This is a genomic window from Streptomyces physcomitrii, from assembly GCF_012273655.1.
GTDB lineage: Bacteria > Actinomycetota > Actinomycetes > Streptomycetales > Streptomycetaceae > Streptomyces > Streptomyces physcomitrii.
Map to the genome: position 1 here is coordinate 122,103 of NZ_JAAWWP010000008.1, position 20,620 is coordinate 142,722.

At 72.2% G+C, this 20,620-nt stretch carries 15 protein-coding genes; 7 read left to right on the forward strand and 8 right to left on the reverse strand.

The window, feature by feature from the left end:
* Positions 1–94: 94 nt before the first annotated feature.
* Complete coding sequence (locus HFV08_RS15180; RefSeq protein ID WP_168539740.1) at positions 95–754, reverse strand: mycothiol-dependent nitroreductase Rv2466c family protein; 660 nt, start codon at positions 752–754, stop codon at positions 95–97.
* A 223-nt stretch (positions 755–977) separates the two neighbouring features.
* On the opposite strand from HFV08_RS15180, the gene pepN reads away from it, so the two are divergent.
* The gene (gene pepN / locus HFV08_RS15185) at positions 978–3,557 is read left to right on the forward strand and encodes an aminopeptidase N (RefSeq protein ID WP_168539742.1); all 2,580 of its coding nucleotides are present in this window, start codon (positions 978–980) and stop codon (positions 3,555–3,557) included.
* Positions 3,558–4,031: 474 nt separating this feature from the next.
* A complete protein-coding gene (locus HFV08_RS15190) occupies positions 4,032–5,102 on the forward strand; it encodes a hypothetical protein (protein WP_168539744.1) in 1,071 nt (356 codons plus the stop codon).
* Positions 5,103–5,162: 60 nt separating this feature from the next.
* On the opposite strand, the gene HFV08_RS15195 is transcribed toward HFV08_RS15190, so the two are convergent.
* Entirely contained in the window at positions 5,163–6,317 is a 1,155-nt protein-coding gene (locus tag HFV08_RS15195) for a serine hydrolase domain-containing protein (protein WP_168539746.1), read from the reverse strand.
* A gap of 177 nt (positions 6,318–6,494) precedes the next feature.
* Positions 6,495–8,213 carry a TIGR03767 family metallophosphoesterase gene (locus HFV08_RS15200; RefSeq protein ID WP_168539748.1) on the reverse strand — a complete coding sequence of 573 codons (1,719 nt, stop codon included), beginning with the start codon at positions 8,211–8,213 and terminating at the stop codon, positions 6,495–6,497.
* A gap of 594 nt (positions 8,214–8,807) precedes the next feature.
* On the opposite strand from HFV08_RS15200, the gene HFV08_RS15205 reads away from it, so the two are divergent.
* Positions 8,808–12,113, forward strand: coding sequence for a S8 family serine peptidase (locus tag HFV08_RS15205; protein ID WP_168539750.1), 3,306 nt, complete (start codon positions 8,808–8,810; stop codon positions 12,111–12,113).
* A gap of 203 nt (positions 12,114–12,316) precedes the next feature.
* Here the strand turns inward: HFV08_RS15205 and HFV08_RS15210 are convergent, their stop codons facing one another.
* Entirely contained in the window at positions 12,317–12,670 is a 354-nt protein-coding gene (locus HFV08_RS15210) for a hypothetical protein (RefSeq protein ID WP_168539752.1), read from the reverse strand.
* Between the two features lie 308 nt (positions 12,671–12,978).
* Between HFV08_RS15210 and HFV08_RS15215 the strand changes: the two genes are divergently transcribed.
* Positions 12,979–13,389, forward strand: a complete 411-nt coding sequence (locus HFV08_RS15215; RefSeq protein WP_168540029.1) for a YciI family protein — start codon at positions 12,979–12,981, stop codon at positions 13,387–13,389.
* A 361-nt stretch (positions 13,390–13,750) separates the two neighbouring features.
* Entirely contained in the window at positions 13,751–14,893 is a 1,143-nt protein-coding gene (locus HFV08_RS15220; protein ID WP_168540031.1) for an RNA polymerase sigma factor, read from the forward strand.
* 120 nt (positions 14,894–15,013) lie between these two features.
* On the opposite strand, the gene HFV08_RS15225 is transcribed toward HFV08_RS15220, so the two are convergent.
* The 3 genes from HFV08_RS15225 to HFV08_RS15235 form a co-directional block, all read right to left on the reverse strand.
* Entirely contained in the window at positions 15,014–15,367 is a 354-nt protein-coding gene (locus tag HFV08_RS15225) for a hypothetical protein (protein ID WP_168539754.1), read from the reverse strand.
* Positions 15,368–15,577: 210 nt separating this feature from the next.
* The gene (locus HFV08_RS15230; RefSeq protein ID WP_168539756.1) at positions 15,578–16,126 is read right to left on the reverse strand and encodes a GntR family transcriptional regulator; all 549 of its coding nucleotides are present in this window, start codon (positions 16,124–16,126) and stop codon (positions 15,578–15,580) included.
* Positions 16,127–16,326: 200 nt separating this feature from the next.
* Positions 16,327–17,085, reverse strand: coding sequence for a GntR family transcriptional regulator (locus HFV08_RS15235; RefSeq protein ID WP_168539758.1), 759 nt, complete (start codon positions 17,083–17,085; stop codon positions 16,327–16,329).
* A gap of 448 nt (positions 17,086–17,533) precedes the next feature.
* Here HFV08_RS15235 and HFV08_RS15240 point away from each other — a divergent pair, with 448 nt between their 5' ends.
* Positions 17,534–18,046 (forward strand): hypothetical protein, encoded by a 513-nt coding sequence (locus HFV08_RS15240; protein WP_168539760.1) that lies wholly within the window; start codon positions 17,534–17,536, stop codon positions 18,044–18,046.
* 444 nt (positions 18,047–18,490) lie between these two features.
* The gene (locus HFV08_RS15245) at positions 18,491–19,420 is read left to right on the forward strand and encodes a glycoside hydrolase family 16 protein (protein WP_312885628.1); all 930 of its coding nucleotides are present in this window, start codon (positions 18,491–18,493) and stop codon (positions 19,418–19,420) included.
* Positions 19,421–19,537: 117 nt separating this feature from the next.
* Here HFV08_RS15245 and HFV08_RS15250 read toward each other — a convergent pair whose 3' ends face one another.
* Entirely contained in the window at positions 19,538–20,575 is a 1,038-nt protein-coding gene (locus HFV08_RS15250) for an alpha/beta hydrolase family protein (RefSeq protein ID WP_168539764.1), read from the reverse strand.
* Positions 20,576–20,620: the final 45 nt, after the last annotated feature.

A 20,620-nucleotide genomic window follows, 5' to 3' on the forward strand; every position in this document is an offset into this window, starting at 1 on the left:
CGCCAGGACGTGACTGGCGGGGGCTCTCCCGTTTCCACGGCGGCCTCTTACGACGGTCTGTTACGGCAGCGGCGGCGCGGAGCCGCGGCCGGGATCAGTCGAAGATCGGCCCCTGGGTACGGGTGCGCTTCAGCTCGTAGAAGCCGGAGACGCCCGCGACGAGCAGGGTGCCGTCCCACAGCCGGGCGGCCTCCTCGCCCTTGGGCGCCGGGGTGACCACCGGGCCGAAGAAGGCGACCTCGCCCTGGCCCTCGGGTCCGGGGACCGCGATGACCGGGGTGCCGACGTCCTGGCCGACCTTGTCGATACCGGTCTTGTGCGAGGCCCGCAGCTCGGTGTCGTAGGTGTCCTTCTCCGCGTACTCGGCGAGCGAGGCCGGCAGGCCCACGTCCGCCAGGGCGCCGAGGACCGCCTCCGGCGTGGTCCCCTCGCCCTGGTTGTGGATCCGCTTGCCGAGCGCCTCGTACAGCGGGCCGACGACCTCCTGGCCGTGCTGCTCCCGTGCGGCGATGACCACCCGCACCGGGCCCCAGGCGGTGGTGGCCATCATGTCCCGGTACTCGTCGGGGAGTTCACCGAGGCGGGGCTCGTTGAGGACGGCGAGGCTCATCACATGCCAGCGCACCTCGATGTCGCGGACCTTCTCCACCTCCACCACCCAGCGGGAGGTCATCCACGCCCAGGGGCACAGCGGGTCGAACCAGAAGTCGACGGGGGTCTTCCCGGAAGTCGTCGTCCCGGACGTCTCGGACATGTCTCTCCTCGGCTTGCTGCGAATGCGGGTACGGAGGCGGGCGGGCGCGCACGCCCCTCCCGTAACCGGGCCAACATCGCCGGGGGTACGCCCCATTCCCGCCCCCGCGGCCCGAACCGGTGTCCGGCAGCCGGTGAGCCCTGTCCTCTGACAGGAGCGCGTGCGAGGATCGGTCCTGATCGATCAACCCCCCATACGCGGATGAACCCGAGGAGTACGACCCGTGCCCGGTGAGAATCTGAGCCGCGACGAGGCGCAGGAACGCGCCGCCCTGCTGACCGTCGACGGGTACGAGGTCGCCCTCGACCTGCGTTCGGCGGTCGCCGAGGGACCCGAGTCCCGGACCTTCCGTTCGGTGACCACGATCCGCTTCCGCTGCGCCGAGCCCGGCGCCGCGAGCTTCGCCGACCTGATCGCGCCGGATGTCACGGCCGTCTCGCTGAACGGCGAGGACCTCGACCCGGTCGCCGTCTTCGACGGCGCGCGGATCCTCCTCGAAGACCTCGCCGCCGAGAACGAACTCGTGGTCGACGCCCGGTGCGCGTACAGCCGCACCGGCGAGGGCATGCACCGCTTCACCGACCCGGAGGACGGCGAGGTCTACCTCTACACCCAGTATGAACCCGCCGACTCGCGCCGCGTCTTCGCCAACTTCGAGCAGCCCGACCTCAAGGCCCCCTACCGCTTCGAGGTCACCGCGCCCGAGGGCTGGACGGTCTGGAGCAACGGCGCCGGTGAACTCACCGAGGGCGTCTGGCGGTTCGCGGAGACCGAGCCGATCTCGACGTACATCACCTGCGTGGTGGCCGGCCCCTACGCCGAGGCCCGCGAGCACTACCGGCGCACCCTCGACGACGGCTCCGCCCTGGAGATCCCGCTCGGCCTGCTCTGCCGCAAGTCGCTGGCCCGGCACTTCGACACCGAGGAGGTCTTCGAGGTCACCAAGCAGGGCCTGGACTTCTTCCACGACAACTTCGACTACCCCTACCCCTTCGGGAAGTACGACCAGGCCTTCGTGCCGGAGTACAACCTGGGCGCGATGGAGAACCCGGGGATGGTCACCTTCCGCGAGGAGTTCATCTTCCGCGGCAAGGTCACCCAGGCCGCCTACGAGCGCCGCGCCAATGTCGTCCTGCACGAGATGGCGCACATGTGGTTCGGGGACCTGGTCACCATGCGCTGGTGGGACGACCTCTGGCTGAAGGAGTCCTTCGCCGACTACATGGGCGCCTTCGCACTGGTCGGCGCCACCCGCTACCAGAACGCCTGGGTCACCTTCGCCAACAACCGCAAGTCCTGGGCGTACCGGGCCGACCAGCTGCCCTCCACCCACCCGATCACCGCCGACATCCGGGACCTGGAGGACGCCAAGCTCAACTTCGACGGGATCACGTACGCCAAGGGCGCCTCGGTGCTCAAGCAGCTGGGCGCGTACGTCGGCCAGGAGGCCTTCCTCGAAGGGGCCCGGCGCTACTTCAAGCGGCACGCCTACGGCAACACCGAACTCGGCGACCTGCTCTCGGTCCTGGCGGAGACCTCGGGCCGGGACATGGCCGCCTGGTCGCGGGCCTGGCTGCAGACCGCCGGGGTCAACTCCCTGACCCCCGAGCTGACTTCGGACGCCGAGGGCCGGATCACCGAACTGGCCGTCCTGCAGGAGGCCGCCGCCTCGCATCCGCAGCTGCGCCCGCACCGGGTCGCGATCGGCCTGTACCGGCGCGAGCCCGACGGCACCCTCGCGCGCTACGCGCGCACCGAGACCGATGTGGACGGCGCCCGTACGGTGGTCGCCGACCTCGCCGGGCAGCCGGAGCCCGACCTGGTCCTGGTCAACGACGAGGACCTCACCTACTGCAAGATCCGCTTCGACGCGCGCTCCCTGGACACCCTGCGGGCCCACCTCGGCGACCTCACCGACCCGCTGGCCCGTGCCCTGTGCTGGACGGCACTGTGGAACCTCACCCGGGACGCGCTGATGCCCGCCCGGGACTTCGTCGACCTCGTACTGCGCTTCGCCGGGCGCGAGTCGGACATCGGGGTGCTCCAGATGCTGCACTCCTGGGCGCGCTCGGCGCTGGCGCACTACGCGGCGCCCGAGTGGCGCGAGGAGGGCGGGCGGCTGCTCGCCGAGGGCGCCCTCGGCGAGCTGCGGAAGGCCGAGCCGGGCAGCCAGCACCAGCTGACCTGGGCGCGGTTCTTCGCCGCGGTCGCCTCCGGCGAGGCCGACCTCCAGCTGCTGGACGGACTGCTCGACGGCAGCGCGAAGATCGACGGGCTCGACGTCGACCAGGAGCTGCGCTGGGTCTTCCTGGAGCCGCTGACCGTGCACGGCCGCGCGGACGGCGCCGCCCTCGCCGCCGAGCTGGCCCGCGACGACACCGCCTCCGGCAAGCGGCACCAGGTGCGGCTGCTCGCGGCCCGGCCCTCGGCCGAGGTCAAGGCGGAGGCCTGGAAGCAGCTCGTCGAGGCCGACACCCTCTCCAACGCCCTGGTCGAGGCGACCATCGCGGGCTTCGGGCAGCCGGAGCAGCGCGCGCTCACCGCCCCGTACGCGCCCCGGTACTTCGAGGTCATCGAGCGGATCTGGGCCGAGCGCTCGATCCAGATCGGCATGCACGTGGTACGCGGGCTCTTCCCCGCCGCCCAGGACAGCCAGTCCACCGTGGACGCCGCGGACGCCTGGCTCGACGGGCACCCGGCGGCGGCCCCCGCCCTGCGGCGCCTGGTCCTGGAGTCCCGCGACGACCTGGCCCGCGCCCTGCGCGGCCAGGACCGCGACCGGACGGCGGCCCAGGGCACCTGAGCGGACCGCGCCCGCGGCTGTGCGTGGGTGCGCCTGCGGCAGCGCGTGGGCGCGCCTGCCCGAGCGGACCGTGCCTGCGGCTCCGCGTGAGCGCAGCCGCCTGAGCGGACGCACCCACGGCCGCCGTGAGCGCTCCCGCCCGGGCGGACCCGCGTGACCGGGCCCCGGCACTCTCCTCACGAGGGGAGCGCCGGGGCCCGCCGCGTCCCCGTACACAAGCTCCGCGGGGTCGCCGTGGCGGGGTCGCCGGCGCTGTTACCGACCCGTCGAGAACCGGGCGCCGCAGCGGACGGCGGCACCGCCCCGGGGCCCGACCGGCAGCAGGGCGGACCCCGTTGGCCAGGGCCCCGCCGGACGTGCCCGAATCCCCGTACCCGGCTCGAACTCCTGCCCCCTTCGGGAGCGATGTCCCGGTTTGCCGACGGGGCTGTAACACCGGTTAGCGGGGCACCGGGCACCGGGAAGCTGGCGGGCATGAACCACAATCCGACGCCGCCGCACGGCACCCGGCTCCCGCTCTCGCCCCGCCCGCTGCGCCATCTCACCGACAGCCGCAGCCGGGTGCTGACCGCCGCCGAGCTGCGGGCGCACGGGGTGAGCGCCGCCGAGGCCGCCGAGCAGTGCCGCCCCGAGGGCCCCTGGCGCCAACTCCTCCCGGGCGTCTTCCTGTTGCACACCGGGCCGCCGACCGGCGAGGAGCGCCTGCAGGCGGTGCTGCTCTACGCGGGCCGGGCGCCGCGCGGTTCCGCCGAGTCGGTGCCGGCCCAGCCCGCCGCCGCGGACCGCTTCGGGGAGGCGGCCCTCACCGGGCTCGCCGCGCTCGCCTGCCACGGCTTCGCCTCGGCGCCGCCGCTGACCTCCCTCGACCGCCTCGACGTCCTCGTCCCCCGGGGCCGCAGGCTGCGCTCCACCGGCTGCGTCCGACTGGTGCGCACCCACCGGATGCCGGGGGCGGTGGTGCTCGGCGGGGTGCCGCTGGCGCCGGTCGCCCGGGCGGCCGCCGACGCGGTGGCCCGGCTCGGCGCCGGGGCGCCGGTGCGCGCCCTGCTCACCGAGGCGGTACGCGAGGGCCACGCCGAAGCCTCCGAGCTGGTACGGGAGTTGGGGCGGGCCCGGCTGCTCGGGCGCCCTCAGGTGACCGAGGCGGTGGACGCGGTGCTCGCCGAGGGCCGCACCCACGCCGAGCACCGGCTGTACCGGATGGTCCGCGAGCAGGGCCTGCCGGATCCCCTGTGGAACGTCGACCTGCGCCTGCCGGGCGGCCCCCACCTCGGCGGCGTGGACGCCTACTGGCCCGATCACGCGGTCGCCCTGGAGCTGCGCACCACCGCCCCGGCCGGGAGCGCCCCGCCCGCCGGGGGCACCGCCCGGTCGGCACCGGGCGTCGAGCGCGAGCATCTGGAGCGCCTGGGCATCGCGGTAGTGCACGCCGACCCGGGCCTGCTGCGCGAGCACCCCGCCCGGCAGGCCGCGGTGGTCCGCACCGCCCTGCTCGCCTCGGCGGACCGGGAGCCGGTGCCGTACGTGGTCGTGCTGCCCCGGTGAGCGCGGGGCGGGAAGGGGCGGTCGGACGAACCTACCGCCCCCGCGCGCCCGGCCGTCGGCTCAGTCCTCGCAGAACTCCGCTTCCAGGACCGGGGTGCTGTCGCCCGCCCAGTCCCCGTTGAAGTTCAGGGCGAGCGCGTGCTTGCCGTCCGCGGTGGTGACGGCGTCGGAGGTGGAGCCGTGGATGCCGCCGTCGTGGCCGTAGAGGGTGACCCCGCAGCTCAGCTTCTGCTCGATCAGCGCGAGTCCGTAGCGGTAGCCCGGGTGCTCGTCGCCGGTCGAGACGGTGTCCTTCATCTCGGCCAGCTGCTTCTTCGGCAGCAGCTTCCCGCCGAGCAGGGCGGAGTAGAAGCGGTTCAGGTCGGCCGAGTCGGAGACCATGTCGCCCGCGGCGCCCGCGAGGGAGGGGTTGAGCGCGGTCACGTCGTAGGTCTTGGTGGCGTCCGGATCGTTCGAGAGCTTGGAGTAGGCGCGGGCGTGCGGGCCGGGCAGGCGCGGGTCGGTGCCGGGTGAGCGGGTGCCGCGCAGGTGCAGCGGCTCGATGACGCGGCGGCGGATCTCCTCGGCGTAGCCGCGGCCGGTGACCTTCTCCACGATCATCCCGGCGAGGGTGTAGTTGGTGTTGGAGTACCGCCAGCCGGTGCCGGGCTCGAAGCTGGGCGCGTGCCGCATGGCGAGGGCCACCTGCTCGGCGGCGGTCACGGTGCGGTAGCGGTTCTTCAGGAACTCGGTGGAGAAGAACTCCCGCACGAACTGCGGGTCCTCGGTGACGTTGAAGACCCCGCTGGTGTGGTTGAGCAGCTGCCGCACGGTGATCCTGCCGCCGTCGTGCCCGTGACCGCGGACCACGCCCGGCAGCCACTTCTCCACCGTGTCGTCGAGGCTGATCCGGCCCTCGGCCTCCAGTTGCAGCAGCACGGTCGCGGTGAAGGTCTTGCTGATGCTGCCCACCCGGTAGTGGTCCTCGGCCCCGCGCGGCTTCCCGGTGCGCAGATCGCCGGTGCCCACCCCGGCCTGCCAGCGGGTGCCGTCCTCGCGGACCCCGGCGGTCGCGCCGGGCACCCCCGCCTCGACCGTCTTCTCCAGTGCCGCGCGGGTCGCCTCGTGGCCGCCGCGCGCCTGCCCGGCGCCCGGTGCGGCCGAGGCGGGTATCGCCAGTGCCCCCGCGGCCAGCGCCGCCACCATCGCGCAGGCCGCCGTCTTCCGTACTGCCATCTCGTGTCCCTGCTCTCCCCGTAGTCCCCGTGCGGCCTCGTCCCCCGAGGCCCGGGCCCCGCCGTCCGGGGCCCTCACGGGGGCAAACCCCGCCGGACCGGCCCGGGTTGAGCACACCCCGGGGGTTGAGCGAATTCGCGCCATTCGGCGTGATCGTACGGTCGGGTGGGGCGGGAGTCAGCCCTTGCGCAGCAGGAGTTCGGTGTTGCGGTCGCCCGGGGCGCCGGAGAGGGTGCTGCGGGCGCCGGGGGCGTTGAAGGCCAACTCCCGGTAGAGGGCGGCGAGTCCGGGCTGGGAGAGGTCGGCGAAGTCGGTGCGCTGCGGGGCCGCCGACTCGATGAGGGTGGTGAACAGCGAGAGGGTGCCGTCCTGGTTGTCGGCGATCTCGATGACGCGGGCCAGCTGCGGGAAGTCCACGTGCGAGGCCGTGGAGATCTCCCAGAAGCCGCCGTGCGGGGTGATGGCGTTCTTGTGGCTGTGGCCGTTCACCCAGGCGAGGACGTTGCGGTGGCCGCGCAGCAGCTCCACCAACTCGGCGCCGCTGTGCCGCCGTTCGCCCGCCCGCGCGGGATCGGGGCGCAGATTGCGCATCGACTTGCTGGTGTGGTGGCTGAAGACGAGGACGTGCTCGTCCTTGTGCGCCGTCAACTGCTCGCGCAGCCAGCTGAACTGGGCTTCGCCGAGGGAGCCCTCGTAGTGGCCGCCCGGGTCGGTGGAGTCCAGGCTGATGCCGAGCACGCCCTCGGCGACCCGGAAGGTGTAGTACCGGGTGTCCTCGGCGAGGTTGGCCTCGGTGTAGCCGTGGCCGTGCGGCCCCGGCCCGGTGAACTCCGGGCGCAGATGGGCCCGTACGTACTCCTCGGGGGTGAAGGGGGCGCGGCTCTCGTCGGGGGTGATCCGGCGGGTTCCAGCGGGGCGGGAGCGGAGCAGCTCCCGGTAGAGCCCGCCGGTCGGGTCGCCGCCCTTCTTGACGGTGTTCCACAGGGCGGCGCCCTGCTCGCCGGGCAGGGTCATCACCTTCCGGTCGCCGACGGCGTATTCGGCCCAGAAGGAGTCGCTCGGGGCGTAGCAGCCGCCGGGGAGCTGGTCGTGGTTGCCGACCGTGGAGTACCAGGGCAGGTTCAGGCCGGGGCTGTTCAGCTCGCGGATCGCGGCGTCCAGGAAGCCGTCCAGGCGGGGGAAGCCCTGCGCCTTGTCGGCGTCGCGCAGGGCGTCGCCGGGCTGCCAGTAGAGCGCGAGGCCGCTGTCCTGCACGCCCTCGTAGCGGCGCGGGTCGCCGGTGTTGGGGGTGAGCCGTCCGCCGCTCATCGCGGTGAGGAACCAGTCGAGTTCGCTGCGGGCGTTGTTGTCGGTGTTGTCGCCGGTGGTCATCACGAAGTGCAGCGGGGAGCCGGTGGCCGGTGCGCCGCGCAGCGCGTTCACCCGCTCGACAAGAGAGACGGCGCCCGCCACCGAGAGGGCCTCCTGCGGCCGCCAGGCGCTCGAGGTCTGCGCGCGCAGGTACTCGTAGCGCAGCGGGTGCTGCACATCGACCAGGTGCAGATCGGTGAACTGCACGAAGGAGGCGAGGGCGGTGCGGCGTTCGGCGCGCCGGGCGCCGGGCGCGGCCAGCTCCTCGCGCACCACCCGCTCCCAGCCCGGACCCGGGCCGAGCCGCCGGTAGCCGGGCCCCGAGCCGCGGGGCGCGGCGACGCTGTCGAGGGTGGTCCCGCGGCGGTACGGGGCGAGCGGCGCCGCCGGGGCGGTACGGGAGGCGGCGGGCGGCGGGCCCGCGGTGGCGCGGGAGCTGCCCGGGCCGAGGGCGTAGCCCGTGACGCCCGCGGCGACGGCGAGGGCGCCGCCGGAGGCGAGCAGGGTGCGACGGTCGATTCCTGTGCCAGAGCCATTGCGCGGCATGCGCGGTTCTCCCCGGGTGCGAACGCATCAGCGGTGGTCGCGGGGCGGTGGACTCCCCGCTCACCAGCGATGGTTCGCAAGTGCGATGGCCGGTGCGTGAACGCGGCGGCAACGCCCGACACCCATCCGCGTACGTGGATCACGGCGTCCGCCGGGCGGCCATCCGTGCCTCGGGTGCGCGAGGGCGGACGGTCACCGGGCGTTCATCCGGCGGGGTACGGGCCGGATTCGGGGTGCGGGTACCCCTCTTCCGGCACCCGGGCCGGCCGGGCGGCGGCGACCGCCCGGAACACCGGAATCCCGCATTCCGGAGGTGAGGGAGACGCGCAGACACCGTGAGGGAACCGTCCAAGTCACCCCGCGCGCCGCATGGATGGGACGCGGACGACATCCGTACCCGGGAGGAAAGATACGGATTTGCCGCCTTTTCTTCCTCATGGCGTATGGCGGAAGTACGCCACGGGGTATTACGGCCCGGGCATTTCTCCCCAAAGACCGGCCGGATCCATAAAGCTGAGCGGTCATCCGGGCACGTATTCCGGGCACTTCCGATCTCTCTTGATCGTCGCGGATCCTTACCTCACAGGGATGATGATGACCTCCGACCCTCAGCCCGCACCGAGACCAGGTGCGAGACGCGCGGCGCGCATAGCCATGGCCGCCGGACTCACGGCGGCCCTCGCGGCCGCCGGACCCGCTCCGCTGGCCTTCTCCGCGGACCCGGCACCGGCGGCCGACCCCGCCGCCAAGTCGGCGAGCGCCAAGCTCGGCGCCGCGGACGCCGACCTCCTCGCCGACGCGAAGGCGTCCGGCGCCAAGAACATCACCATGATGATCGCCACCGCCCCGGGCGCCACCGAGCGGGTCGCGGACCAGCTCGACGCCGTCAAGGGCGGCTCGGTCGGCCGCACCTACGACAAGCTCGGCTATGTGCGGGCCACGGTGCCCACCTCCGGCGCCGATGCCGCGATCAAGGCGGCCGCGAAGCTGTCCTCGGTGCACGGCATCGACCTGCGCCACGAGATCGAGCTGGACGACCCGACCCCGGCCGGCGACCGCGCCGAGGGCGCGGCCCGCGCGGCGAAGGGCGGCTACGCGGCGCCCGGGAAGAAGACGCCCGCGAAGAACCCGTACAACCCGTCCTTCGAGACCGGTGCGGTGGACTTCGTCGCCAAGCACCCGAAGTACGACGGCCGGGGCACCACCATCGGCATCCTCGACTCGGGCGTGGACCTCGGTCACCCGGCGCTGCGCAAGACCAGCACCGGCGAGCGCAAGATCACCGACTGGGTGACCGCCACCGACCCGATCGTGGACGCCGACGGCACCTGGCGCCGGATGACCAACCCGGTGACCGGGCCCTCCTTCACCTTCAACGGCCGCAGCTGGAAGGCGCCCGAGGGCGCGTACCAGATCAGCATCTTCAGCGAGGCCGCGACCAAGGGCGGCGACGCCAAGGGCGACCTCAACCGGGACGGCGACACCACCGACAGCTGGGGTGTGCTCTACGACCCGGCCGCCGGTACCGTCCGCGTCGACCTGGACGACAACGGCGACTTCTCGAACGACAAGGTCCTCAAGCCCTACAAGGACGGCTTCCAGGTCTCCTACTTCGGTGAGGACGACCCCAGCACCGACGTCGTCGAGCGGGTCCCCTTCGTGGTCGAGATCCGCAAGGACGTGCCGACCGACCCGTACGGCGGCGACTGGGTCGGCAAGAAGGCCGACTTCGTCAACATCGGCGTCATCGAGTCCGAGCACGGCACCCACGTCGCGGGCATCACCGCGGCCAACGGCCTCTTCGGCGGCAAGATGAACGGCGCGGCCCCCGGCGCCAAGCTGGTCTCCTCGCGGGCCTGCACCTGGAGCGGCGGCTGCACCAACGTCGCGCTCACCGAGGGCATGATCGACCTGGTCACCAACCGCGGCGTCGACATCGTCAACATGTCGATCGGCGGCCTCCCGGCGCTCAACGACGGCAACAACGCCCGCGCCGAGCTGTACAAGCGCCTGATCGACACCTACGACGTCCAGCTGGTGATCTCCGCGGGCAACGAGGGCCCGGGCGTGAACACCATCGGCGACCCCGGCCTCGCCGACAAGGTGATCTCGGTCGGCGCCGCCATCTCCAAGGAGACCTGGGCCGCCGACTACGGCTCCGGCGTGGCCAAGAAGTACGCCCTGATGCCCTTCTCCTCCCGCGGCCCGCGCGAGGACGGCGGCTTCACGCCCACGATCAGCGCCCCCGGCGCCGCGATCAACACCACCCAGACCTGGCTGCCGGGCTCCCCGGTCGCCGAGGCCGGGTACCAGCTGCCCGCCGGGTACTCGATGCTCCAGGGCACCTCGATGGCCTCGCCGCAGGCCGCGGGCGCCTCGGCGCTGCTGCTCTCCGCCGCCAAGCAGCTGCACATCGAGCTGACCCCGGCGAAGCTGCGCACCGCGCTGACCTCCACCGCCAAGCGCATCCCCGGTGAGCAGGCCTACGCCCAGGGTGCGGGCCGGATCGACATCGTCGGCGCCTGGAAGAACGTGAAGAAGGGCGTCGCCGCCCACGACTTCACCGTCCGCGCGCCCGTCGACACCGCCATCGACCAGTTCCTCAAGGAGCCGGGCTTCGGCACCGGCCTCTACGACCGCGAGGGCGGCCTCAGGGCCGGGCAGAAGAAGACGTACGCGGTGCAGGTCACCCGCACCTCGGGCCCGGACCGGACCGTCTACCACAACCTCGGACTGCGCAACAACGACGGCACGTTCAAGATCGTGGGCGACGACGTCGTCAAGCTGCCGCTGAACAAGACGGTCACCGTCAAGATCCAGGCGAAGCCCACGTCGGCCGGGGTGCACAGCGCCATCCTCGACGTCGACGACAACCGCACCCCGGGCATCGACCAGCAGATCCTGTCGACCGTCGTGGTCTCGGCCGCGCTCACCAAGCCCGACTACGGCTTCTCGGCCAAGGGCTCGGTCCAGCGCAACAGCACCCGCTCGTACTTCGTGAACGTCCCCGAGGGCGCCAAGAACCTCGAAGTGACCCTGGGCGGCCTGAAGGGCAAGAGCCAGACCCGCTTCATCGCGATCCACCCCTACGGCGTCCCGTCCGACGACACCTCGACGCCGCTGTGCTACGCCAACTACGAGAACCCGGACAACACCTGCCGCCCGGACCTGCGCTCCTACGCGGACCCGCAGCCCGGCGTCTGGGAGATCGAGCTGGAGTCGCGCCGCACCTCGCCGCTGCTCGACAACCCGTACCGGCTCGGCGTCTCGGTGCTCGGCGCGGCCTTCGACCCGGCCGTGCAGAAGGTCGCCGAGGCCAAGGTGGGCAAGGCCACCCCGGTGACCTGGAAGGTGACGAACAAGTTCGCCGCCGTCGACGGCAAGCTGCAGGGCGGCCCGCTCGGCTCCTCCAAGGCGGACCGTCCGACGATCAAGCCGGGCCAGACGGTGACCACCGAGGTCGTGGTGCCCGAGGGCGCCGACCGCCTCGACGTCGCCATCGGCGGGGTCTCGGACACCGCCGCCGACCTCGACCTCGCGGTCCTCAAGGACGGCGAGGAGGTCGCCACCTCCGCGGACGGCGACTCCGAGGAGTCGGTGAGCATCAGCAAGCCGGCCGCCGGCACCTACACCGTCGAGGTCCTCGGCTACGCGATCCCCTCCGGGGCCACCGAGTACGACTACCACGACGTGTTCTTCTCCGGCGCGCTCGGCAAGGTCACCGTGGACGGCAAGCCGGTCAAGCTCGGCAGCGGCAAGTCCACCGAGGTCACCGCCGAGGTCACCGCCAACGCCGCCGCCCCCGAGGGCCGCACCTTCTTCGGTGAGGTCCAGCTCCTGAACGGCCGCGGCACGGTCGCCGGAGTCGGCAGCGTGGAGATCGAGAAGGTCACCCCGTAACCGACCCGACCCGGGTACGGCTCCAGGGCGCCCCGTCCGCTTCGGCGGACGGGGCGCTCCCGTGTGAACCGGCAAGGCTCGGCGCCACGGAACGAAGCCGACCGGCAGGAAGACAGAAAGAAGGGCACCGCAGGCCGCAGGGCCTGCGGTGCCCTCGTCCGTCGTACCACCCTGCGGGGAGCGTCACCCCCGAGCGGGGAGCGTCACCCCCAACAAGCCGATGCGCTGTAGCCCGAGTAATTGGCGTTGTAGACGTAGAACCACCCGTTGCCGTTCGTTGTCCCGCAAGCGGTGTACCGGCCGCCCGTGAGGACGTAGGTGAAGTAACAGCCCCACGTCTGCCCCTTCAGGGCAGTGGTCACCAGACTGGCACCGGTGCTGGTACCGGTGCGGATGGCCACGTTCTCCGCTGCTGTCGCCTTGCCGTCGTCACAGGCCGTGTTGGTCCTGACCTGGGTCGAGCCGTCCGCCGCACCGGCAACTCCCGGCAGGGCGAGGCCGACGGCGGCGGCAACCGCCAGCGTGACCGTCAGCCTCGATCGCATGATCTTTCCCATTGAGCCCCCTTTGATCAGCATTTGTGCAGTGCGCATCGATAAGTTGCGCCGGGCTCCGCACCCCGTCAAGCGCCCGGTATGAGGTTGACCTGATTCCACGTGCGCTCGTGGTGGAGGAACCGGTGCTCCGGCAGACGGGGCGCTCCGGGCGGGTGCGGGCGTTCCGGGCGGGTGCGCGAACCGGGCTCGACCGCCCGGGCGAAAAAACTCCGGGAAATCCTCCGCGGCGATGTCGAGAACCGCCGAGCGGCTCCGTCCCCGGGGTGCACGCGGCCACAATGGCCCGCACCAGCACCGAGGAGAACATCATGGCCAAGTACCTGCTTCTCAAGCACTACCGCGGCGCCCCGGCCCCGGCCAACGACGTCCCGATGGACAAGTGGACCCCCGAGGAGGTCACGGCCCACATCCAGTACATGCGGGACTTCGCCACCCGCCTCGAGGAGACCGGCGAGTACGTCGGCGGCGAGGCGCTCGCCCCCGAGGGCAGCTGGGTCCGCTACGACGGCGAGGGCCGCCCGCCGGTCACCGACGGCCCCTTCGCGGAGACCAAGGACCTCATCGCCGGGTGGATGGTGATCGACGTCGACAGCCACGAACGCGCCGTCGAACTCGCCGGGGAACTCTCCGCCGCCCCCGGAGCAGACGGCAAGCCGATCCACGAGTGGCTGGAACTCCGCCCCTTCCTCGCGGCCGCGCCGAACACGGACTGCCACTGAGGGGGGGATGGGTCGGGGAGGGCGGTACGTACGGCCCTCCCCCAGAGACGGACGAGCGGGCCAGGTGAGGGACGAGCAGGGCAGGTGAGGGGGGAGGGTGGAGAAGGAAGAGCGGGCGGGGCAGGCGGCGCAGCCCCGTCAGGCGGCAGAGCCCGGCCGAGTGGCAGAGCCCGGCGCGGCTTCCGACGGGGGTCAAGTGGCTGACGGCCGTCAGGCGGCAGAGCCCGGCCCGGTGACCGAGGGAGGTCAAGTGGCTGACGGCGGTCAGATGGCTGAAGGTGATGAGATGGCTGCCGGTGGTCAAGTGGCCGAAGAAGGCCGGTCGGACGGAGCCGACCGGATGGACGGAGGCGGCCAGGTGGTGGACGAGGCCCTGCTCCGGAGCCTCACCCCGCAGGTGCTCGGGATCCTCGTACGCCGCGGGGCGGACTTCGCGGCGGCCGAGGACGCCGTGCAGGAGGCCTTGCTCGAAGCGGTCCGCGGCCGGCCGGGGTCGCGGCCGCGGGACCTCAAGGGCTGGCTGGTCACGGTGGCCTGGCGCAAATTCCTCGACGCGGTACGGGCGGACAGCGCCCGCCGCCGCCGTGAGGACCTGCTCGACGAGCAGCCCGCGCCGGGCCCGGCCCCCTCGGCGGACGACACCCTCCAGCTCTACTTCCTGTGCGCCCACCCCTCCCTGACCCCCTCCTCCGCCGTCGCGCTCACCCTGCGCGCCGTCGGCGGACTCACCACCCGCCAGATCGCCGAGGCCTATCTGGTGCCCGAGGCGACCATGGCCCAGCGCATCAGCCGCGCCAAACGCACCGTCTCCGGAGTCCGCCTCGACCGGCACGGCGATGTAGCCACCGTGCTCCGCGTCCTCTACCTGGTCTTCAACGAGGGCTACTCCGGCGACCTCGACCTCGCCGCCGAGGCCATCCGCCTCACCCGCCAACTCGCCGCCGCCGTCGACCATCCCGAGGTGGCGGGCCTGCTGGCGCTGATGCTCCTGCACCACGCCCGCCGCGCCGGCCGCACCGCCCCGGACGGCAGCCTGGTCCCGCTCGCCGAGCAGGACCGCAGCCGCTGGGACACCGCCTCGATCGCCGAGGCCGTCGGGATCCTCCAGACCGCCCTCGCCCGCGACCGGCTCGGCGAGTTCCAGGCCCAGGCCGCCATCGCCGCCCTGCACGCCGACGCCCCCGCCGCCGAGGAGACCGACTGGGTCCAGATCGTGGAGTGGTACGACGAGTTGCTGCGCCTGACCGACAGCCCCGTGGTCCGCCTCAACCGCGCGGTGGCGGTGGGCGAGGCGGACGGCCCCCGCGCCGGTCTCGCCGCCCTCGCGGAACTCGACCACTCCCTGCCCCGCCACACCGCGGCCGCCGCCTACCTCCACGAACGCGACGGCGACCTGAAGACCGCGGCCCGCCTCTACGCCGAGGCCGCCCACCAGGCCCCCAACCTCGCGGAACGCACCCACCTGACCCGCCAGGCGGCCCGGCTCAACTCCGGGCCCGCCTGAGCGCCCCGACTCCCGGGATCGCCGAATCCGCCCCGACGCCCAGCGCCCAGGACCGCTGAATCCCGCCCGGTCGCCCAGGATTGCCGAATCCCGCCCGGCAAACGACCGCCGACCGGCCCCTCAGCGGAACTCGTGCACCACCTGGATCTCGCCCACGAGGTGCGCGTTGAACTCCGCCAACTCCTCCGCCGGAACCCAGAGTTCGAGAATCGTCCGCCCACCGGCCTGCCGCACCGGATACCGCCGGACGAACTCCGACTCGACCTCGAACCGCGTCACGTACCCGACCCCGCTGTGCTTCACATTCCAGTCCCGCGCGATCTTGACCGCGTACTCCTCGTCGAGCACCGGATAGAAGATCGGCTGCTCCGGCAACCGCGGCGGCCACGCCCGCCACCCCGACTCCCGTACGAGCGCGAGCTCTTCGGGACCGGTAGGACGCCAGAGGGTGGTCGTCACCGGACGACTGGCCATGAGCACCGCCTTGCGAACGCCGCCTGCCGGTAGGGCAGTTCAGGGAATGGGACAGCCGGAGAGCACGGGGAACCGAAGAGCTCCGGGGGTCGGACGGTATCGGGACTGTCGAGGGGGTGGCCAGGCAATTTCCCGTGGCTGAGCGGGCGCCGGGCCGGGGCCCGCCGCCCGGGGAGTTCGTCCTCCACTCCAGGGCATTCGAGGCGGAGATCAGCCGATCCTGATGTCGTAGCGGAGGCGCTGCACGCGGGCGGGCATAGTGATCAAGTCTGCCTGGAAAGGCCGCTCTTCGGCGTCGAGGAGGACCCGGGCAAGCTTCAACACGGCCTCCCCTGGGCCGAGTTGCAAAGTCTCACATTCCTCCTCATCCGCGAGCGCGGCCCGCACATCCTCCCGGGCACGCACTCCGACATGCCCCAAATCGGCGAGCAGTGCGAGAGCCCCTCCCCGGATCTTCGCCGTCCCGGCAAGCGCGGTCCCCCGGGCAATGCGCACGGGGTAAAAGGAGTCGGTCACCTCACAGGGCACCTCGTCCAGAAACATCAACCGCCGCCGTACGACGACCGGTTCCCCCTCATCCAACCCGAGCAGCGCAGCGACTTCGGCGGACGCGGGCACCTCACCCGCGGCAACGATGCGCTGCCGCCCGGTCCCACCACGCGCGGCTGCTTCCGCCTGCCACACGTCCGCGGCACCCGTCTCCGGAGACAGATAGGGCAGGGAGGTGCTGACCCATTCTCCTGGGCGCGGTCGTGTCATGGTGCGGGCTCCCTCGATCCTGATGTCGTGCCGAGTGGCTTACGTGGGGGCGAACTCAGCCCGTAACCGATGGGACAGCTGGAGACGCCGGGGACCCGAGGAGCTCCGAAGCCCGGACAGTGGCTGGGCTGTCGACTGGGCAGCCAGGCGATTCCCGGTGGCCGAGTGAGCGGACTCGGGGGCGGGCAAGGCCGTCACGGTCACGCGGGAAAGTCGTACTCCAGAACATAAGAGGCCGAGTCGAGCGTCATCTCGTTCACCTCGACCGCCCGGCCGTCAGCCGCGAAGGCGCTCCGCACCACCAGTACGACCGGGGTCCCCATGGCGAGCTCCAGCTGCTCCGCCTCCGCAGCCGAAGGCATACGGCACCTCAACTCCTCCCGGAAACGCACCGGTTTCTGCCCGATCTCCGCGAGCCTGGCGTATGTGCCACCGGGCCCGGTGTCCTCCTGCGTGATCGCGGTACCGGCAACCAGGGCCGCGGGCAGAGACGACCGCGCGAGCAGAACCGGCTTCCCGTCCAGGACGAACCGCCTGCTCCGGACGCACACCGCCGCCCCCTCCTCGATCCCGAGTACCCGAGCGATCAGCCCCGAAGCGGCTTCCTCCCCCACGGCCACCTGATCGACGACCAACTCCCGCCCCTCGGCCTCCGCTTCCCACACCGACCGCCCGGCACCCCACTGCTCCTGCGCGAGCCGGGAGACGCTGCGGCGACGGAGGGGGCGGAAGTCCCGTACGAAGACTCCGGCACCTTTGCGGGCCTCGGCGATGCCCTCGCTCTGGAGCACACCGACCGCCTGGCGGGCGGTCATCCGAGCGACACCGTGCTTGGCCATCAGCTCGTTTTCACCCGGCAGCCGATCGCCGGGGCCGTAAGTCCCCGCCTGGACGGCGGCCCTGAGTTCCTCCGCGATCCGCTGGTACTTGGACTGCCCGGCCCTGCCTTGGTCGGCCATTTCTGATCACTCCCTCGCCTCTCTAGACACCCTAAGGCGGACCGCGGGCGGCAGCACATCACCGGGAGTACGGAAAGCGGACGTTACATCTCTAGAGAAATCTTGACACCCTCCCGACGCACTGCTTCTCTAGAGATCTTATCTCTAGAGAAGCAGCCGGACCATGTCCCGGACTCTTAGGAGCGCCATGAGCCACCGGATCTCGACTCCGCAGCCGACGACCTCCGCCCAGGCCCCTCCTCCACTCCGCTGGCACGGCCTCCCCGTCCCTCAACTCGCCCCCTGGAGCGAGGAGCGAGTGCCGCCCCACACCCTTGTCCACGCCTGGTTCCAGGGTCGCCCCCGGCTCGGGTACGGGGATGAAGTCGCCGCTGTCGACCGGGTGGACGGAGTGCTGTGGGTCCGGCAGGCCTTGCGGCGGGGGTTCGGGGTGCCGGATCTCGGGGGGATGCACGCACTGCGGCAGCGGCGGGCGATGAAACGGCTGCTGTGCCAGGTCTGCGGTGGTGTCACGGAGGGCCGACTGCCGGGCGGGCGGCGGCTGTTCCTCGTACGGGCGGTGGAGGGGCACCCCGTCGGCGAGGGCGAGCGCACGGCTTCGCCGCCCCTCTGCCCGCCCTGTGCGCTCGACTCGCTGCGGCACTGCCCGCACCTGCGCAGGGGGCACACCGCCGCGCTGGTCGAGGAGGTGCGCCCCTGGGGCGTGGCCGGGCTCGTGCACCATCCGCGGACTCTGCGCCGTATCCCCACCCCCGAGCCCCTCACCCTGGTCCCGTACGGCAGCCCCCTGCTCGACTGGACCCTCGCGGCCCGCATCATGACCACCCTGCACGGCTGCACCCCGGTGGACGTAAGGGAGTTGACGGCGCGGCACGCGTGGCCTCGGAGTGGTGAGGGAGAGGGCGCGGGGAGGCCCCTTCCCGCCGCCTCAAAGCATGGGACAAGGCGTCATCAGTCGTAAGGAAGATCCGGTTCGACGCCTGGTTGTTCTTCAAGACTCTTGCTCAGCCGGTGCCTGGCGACCTCATGCGAGCGCGGAAGACCCTGAACTGGACGGAAAGCCTTCGGCGAGGCGGGCAGGCAGTCGTTCAAGAGCTGAATGCAGCGCGAACTCTTGACGGTGCGGGCGGAGTTGCACGACAGTCGTCTCGCCCTGCTCCACTCCCCCACGTGGTCGAGGCGCCTGACGTACCGACGCCGCCTTGCCCCGGATCACGGATCGCCCCGCACTCCCGCACCCCCGCAGGGCTCGGCCCTCCTCTGCTGCCGCAGAGGTCCCCCCTCGTCGAAAGCAGGCATCATGAACCGTACGTTCCGGACCTTTTGGCGTTCTTCCCCGGGCTCGGGACGGCGAAGCCGTCGCCTTCCCACGCTGCTCCTCACCGGACTCGCCGTATCGGCGCTGGTGGGGCCCGCGGCCCTCACCGGCTCCGCCGCGGCAAGTGTGCCGCCGCCCGCGGACGGCTGGTCGACGATGTTCAGCGACGACTTCGAGGGGGCCGCGGGCAGCCGCCTCGACGGCGCCGACTGGCTCTACGACATCGGCACCGGCTATCCCGGCGGCGCGCCCAACTGGGGCACCGGCGAGATCGAGGTCTCGACGGACTCCACTGACAACGTTTACCAGGACGGCGAGGGTCACATGGTGATCAAGCCGATCAAGGACTCCGCGGGCAACTGGACCTCGGGCCGGGTGGAGACCCAGCGCACCGACTTCGGCGCGCCGGAGGGCGGGCAGATGGAGATGAGCGCCTCCATCAAGCAGCCCAACCCGGAGAAGGCGCTGGGGTATTGGCCGGCCTTCTGGGCGATGGGCGCCGACGCCCGGCCGGTCGGGGCGACCAACTGGCCCAGCATCGGCGAGCTGGACATCATGGAGGACGTCAACGGCCTCAGCAAGCACTCCACCACCTTCCACTGCGGTGAGTGGGCCGGGGAGTGCCACGACCCCGACGGCATCAGCAGCGACCTCCAGGCCTGCGACGGCTGCCAGACGGAGTTCCACACCTACTCCGTCATCGTCGACCGTACGAACGCCGCCGCCGAGCAGCTGCGCTTCTACCTCGACGGCAAGGAGACCTACCGGGTCGACCAGAACCAGGTCTCCGAGGCCACCTGGCGGACCGCGGTCGACCACGGCTTCTTCGCCATCTTCGACGTGGCCATCGGCGGCTCCTACCCGAACAAGGTCTGCGGCTGCACCTCCCCGGCCGCCGACACCTCCTCCGGCGCGGGGATGAGCGTGGACTGGTTCGCCGTCTACAAGACCGACAACGGCGCGACGGCGGGCCCGGCCCCGGCGGTCGCCCACGGCTCCGCCCACGAGCGCCCGTAGAGGTCCTGGGCGTCGTCCGGGATCCGGCTCCTCCGGTCCGGATTCCCTCCGGCCTGAGCCGGGTTCCCTCCGGTCCCGGTCCGGGTTCCCTCCGGCCCCGGTCGGGGGGAACCCGGCTCACGGACGCCGCCCCGCGCCCTCCTTGGTGTCGAGCCTGCCCAGCGGATGGGTGCCCCCTTCCAGGGCCCGGCGCGCCGCCGTCCAGCCGGAGCTGTCGATGCCGAGGGCGTGGCGGAGGTAGGCCCAGGTGACCTGTTGGAGGAGGGCGAGGCGGGCGGGGTTCTCGTCGGTGGTCTCCGCGGCCTCGTAGCCGGGGATGCCGCCGAGGGAGTGCTCCGCGCCGTGCAGGGTGAGCAGGCCCTCGGCGCCGGGGCTCAGATGGTACGGATCGGCCGTCCACTCCGGTCCGCGCACGCTCAGCGGGGAGTCGTCCCGGTCGCCCGCGACCACCAGGGCGGGGGTGGTCAGATGGGTGAAGTCCGGGTTCATGAAGGGGAATTGCCCGGCCGCGAAGGGGGTCAGGTCGGTGCCGCCTCGGCCCGCGGTGGCGAGCAGCACCCCCGCCTTGACGCGCGGGTCGGAGAGGTTCGGCACCTCCTCGGTCCCCGGTTCGCGGACGCGCAGGCCGAGCAGGGTGCCCGCCGTCTGACCGCCGAAGGAGTGCCCGGCCACAGCGATACGGCTCCGGTCGAGACGGCCGGCGAGTCCGGGGACGGCGGCCTCCACTACGTCGAGCCCGTCCAGGATCCGCCTCAGGTCCGCCGACCGCAGACGCCAGATCCGGGGGATACGGGGATCGCCCTCGGGCAGGCCCACCGTCCGGGAGTCGAGGTGGGTGGGCTGGATCACCGCGAAGCCCCGGGCGGCCCAGTAGTCGGTCAGGGGGCCGTAGCCCTCCAGGGACGAGCCGTAGCCGTGGGCGAAGAGCACGATCGGCAGCTCGCCTCCGGTCACCGGCGCGGAGACCCGTACCCGCAGGTCCTCGCCTCGGTCCGGCGCGGGCAGCACGAGCGGCTTCACGGAGACGACGGGCGTGGGGGCCGGAACGGGAATCCCGGTCGGTGAGAGTGAGGAGGAGGGGGAGGGGGAGGGAGTGGATGAGGTGGCTGAGGTCGGTGCGGGGTTCTCGGTGGTCGTGGGGTTCTCGGTGGTCATGGGGGGACTTCCTTCCGCCGGGCCACCGGTCGGTCGCGGTGGAGC

What these genes read in the sequence shown, in the direction of transcription:
- HFV08_RS15190 (WP_168539744.1), top strand. Translation starts at nt 4,032, where the DNA reads ATGAACCACAATCCGACGCCGCCGCACGGCACCCGGCTCCCGCTCTCG.
- HFV08_RS15240 (WP_168539760.1), top strand. Translation starts at nt 17,534, where the DNA reads ATGCACGCACTGCGGCAGCGGCGGGCGATGAAACGGCTGCTGTGCCAG.
- HFV08_RS15250 (WP_168539764.1), bottom strand. Translation starts at nt 20,575, where the DNA reads ATGACCACCGAGAACCCCACGACCACCGAGAACCCCGCACCGACCTCA.
- HFV08_RS15215 (WP_168540029.1), top strand. Translation starts at nt 12,979, where the DNA reads ATGGCCAAGTACCTGCTTCTCAAGCACTACCGCGGCGCCCCGGCCCCG.
- HFV08_RS15200 (WP_168539748.1), bottom strand. Translation starts at nt 8,213, where the DNA reads ATGCCGCGCAATGGCTCTGGCACAGGAATCGACCGTCGCACCCTGCTC.
- HFV08_RS15180 (WP_168539740.1), bottom strand. Translation starts at nt 754, where the DNA reads ATGTCCGAGACGTCCGGGACGACGACTTCCGGGAAGACCCCCGTCGAC.
- HFV08_RS15230 (WP_168539756.1), bottom strand. Translation starts at nt 16,126, where the DNA reads ATGACACGACCGCGCCCAGGAGAATGGGTCAGCACCTCCCTGCCCTAT.
- HFV08_RS15195 (WP_168539746.1), bottom strand. Translation starts at nt 6,317, where the DNA reads ATGGCAGTACGGAAGACGGCGGCCTGCGCGATGGTGGCGGCGCTGGCC.
- HFV08_RS15235 (WP_168539758.1), bottom strand. Translation starts at nt 17,085, where the DNA reads ATGGCCGACCAAGGCAGGGCCGGGCAGTCCAAGTACCAGCGGATCGCG.
- HFV08_RS15225 (WP_168539754.1), bottom strand. Translation starts at nt 15,367, where the DNA reads ATGGCCAGTCGTCCGGTGACGACCACCCTCTGGCGTCCTACCGGTCCC.
- HFV08_RS15205 (WP_168539750.1), top strand. Translation starts at nt 8,808, where the DNA reads ATGACCTCCGACCCTCAGCCCGCACCGAGACCAGGTGCGAGACGCGCG.
- HFV08_RS15210 (WP_168539752.1), bottom strand. Translation starts at nt 12,670, where the DNA reads ATGGGAAAGATCATGCGATCGAGGCTGACGGTCACGCTGGCGGTTGCC.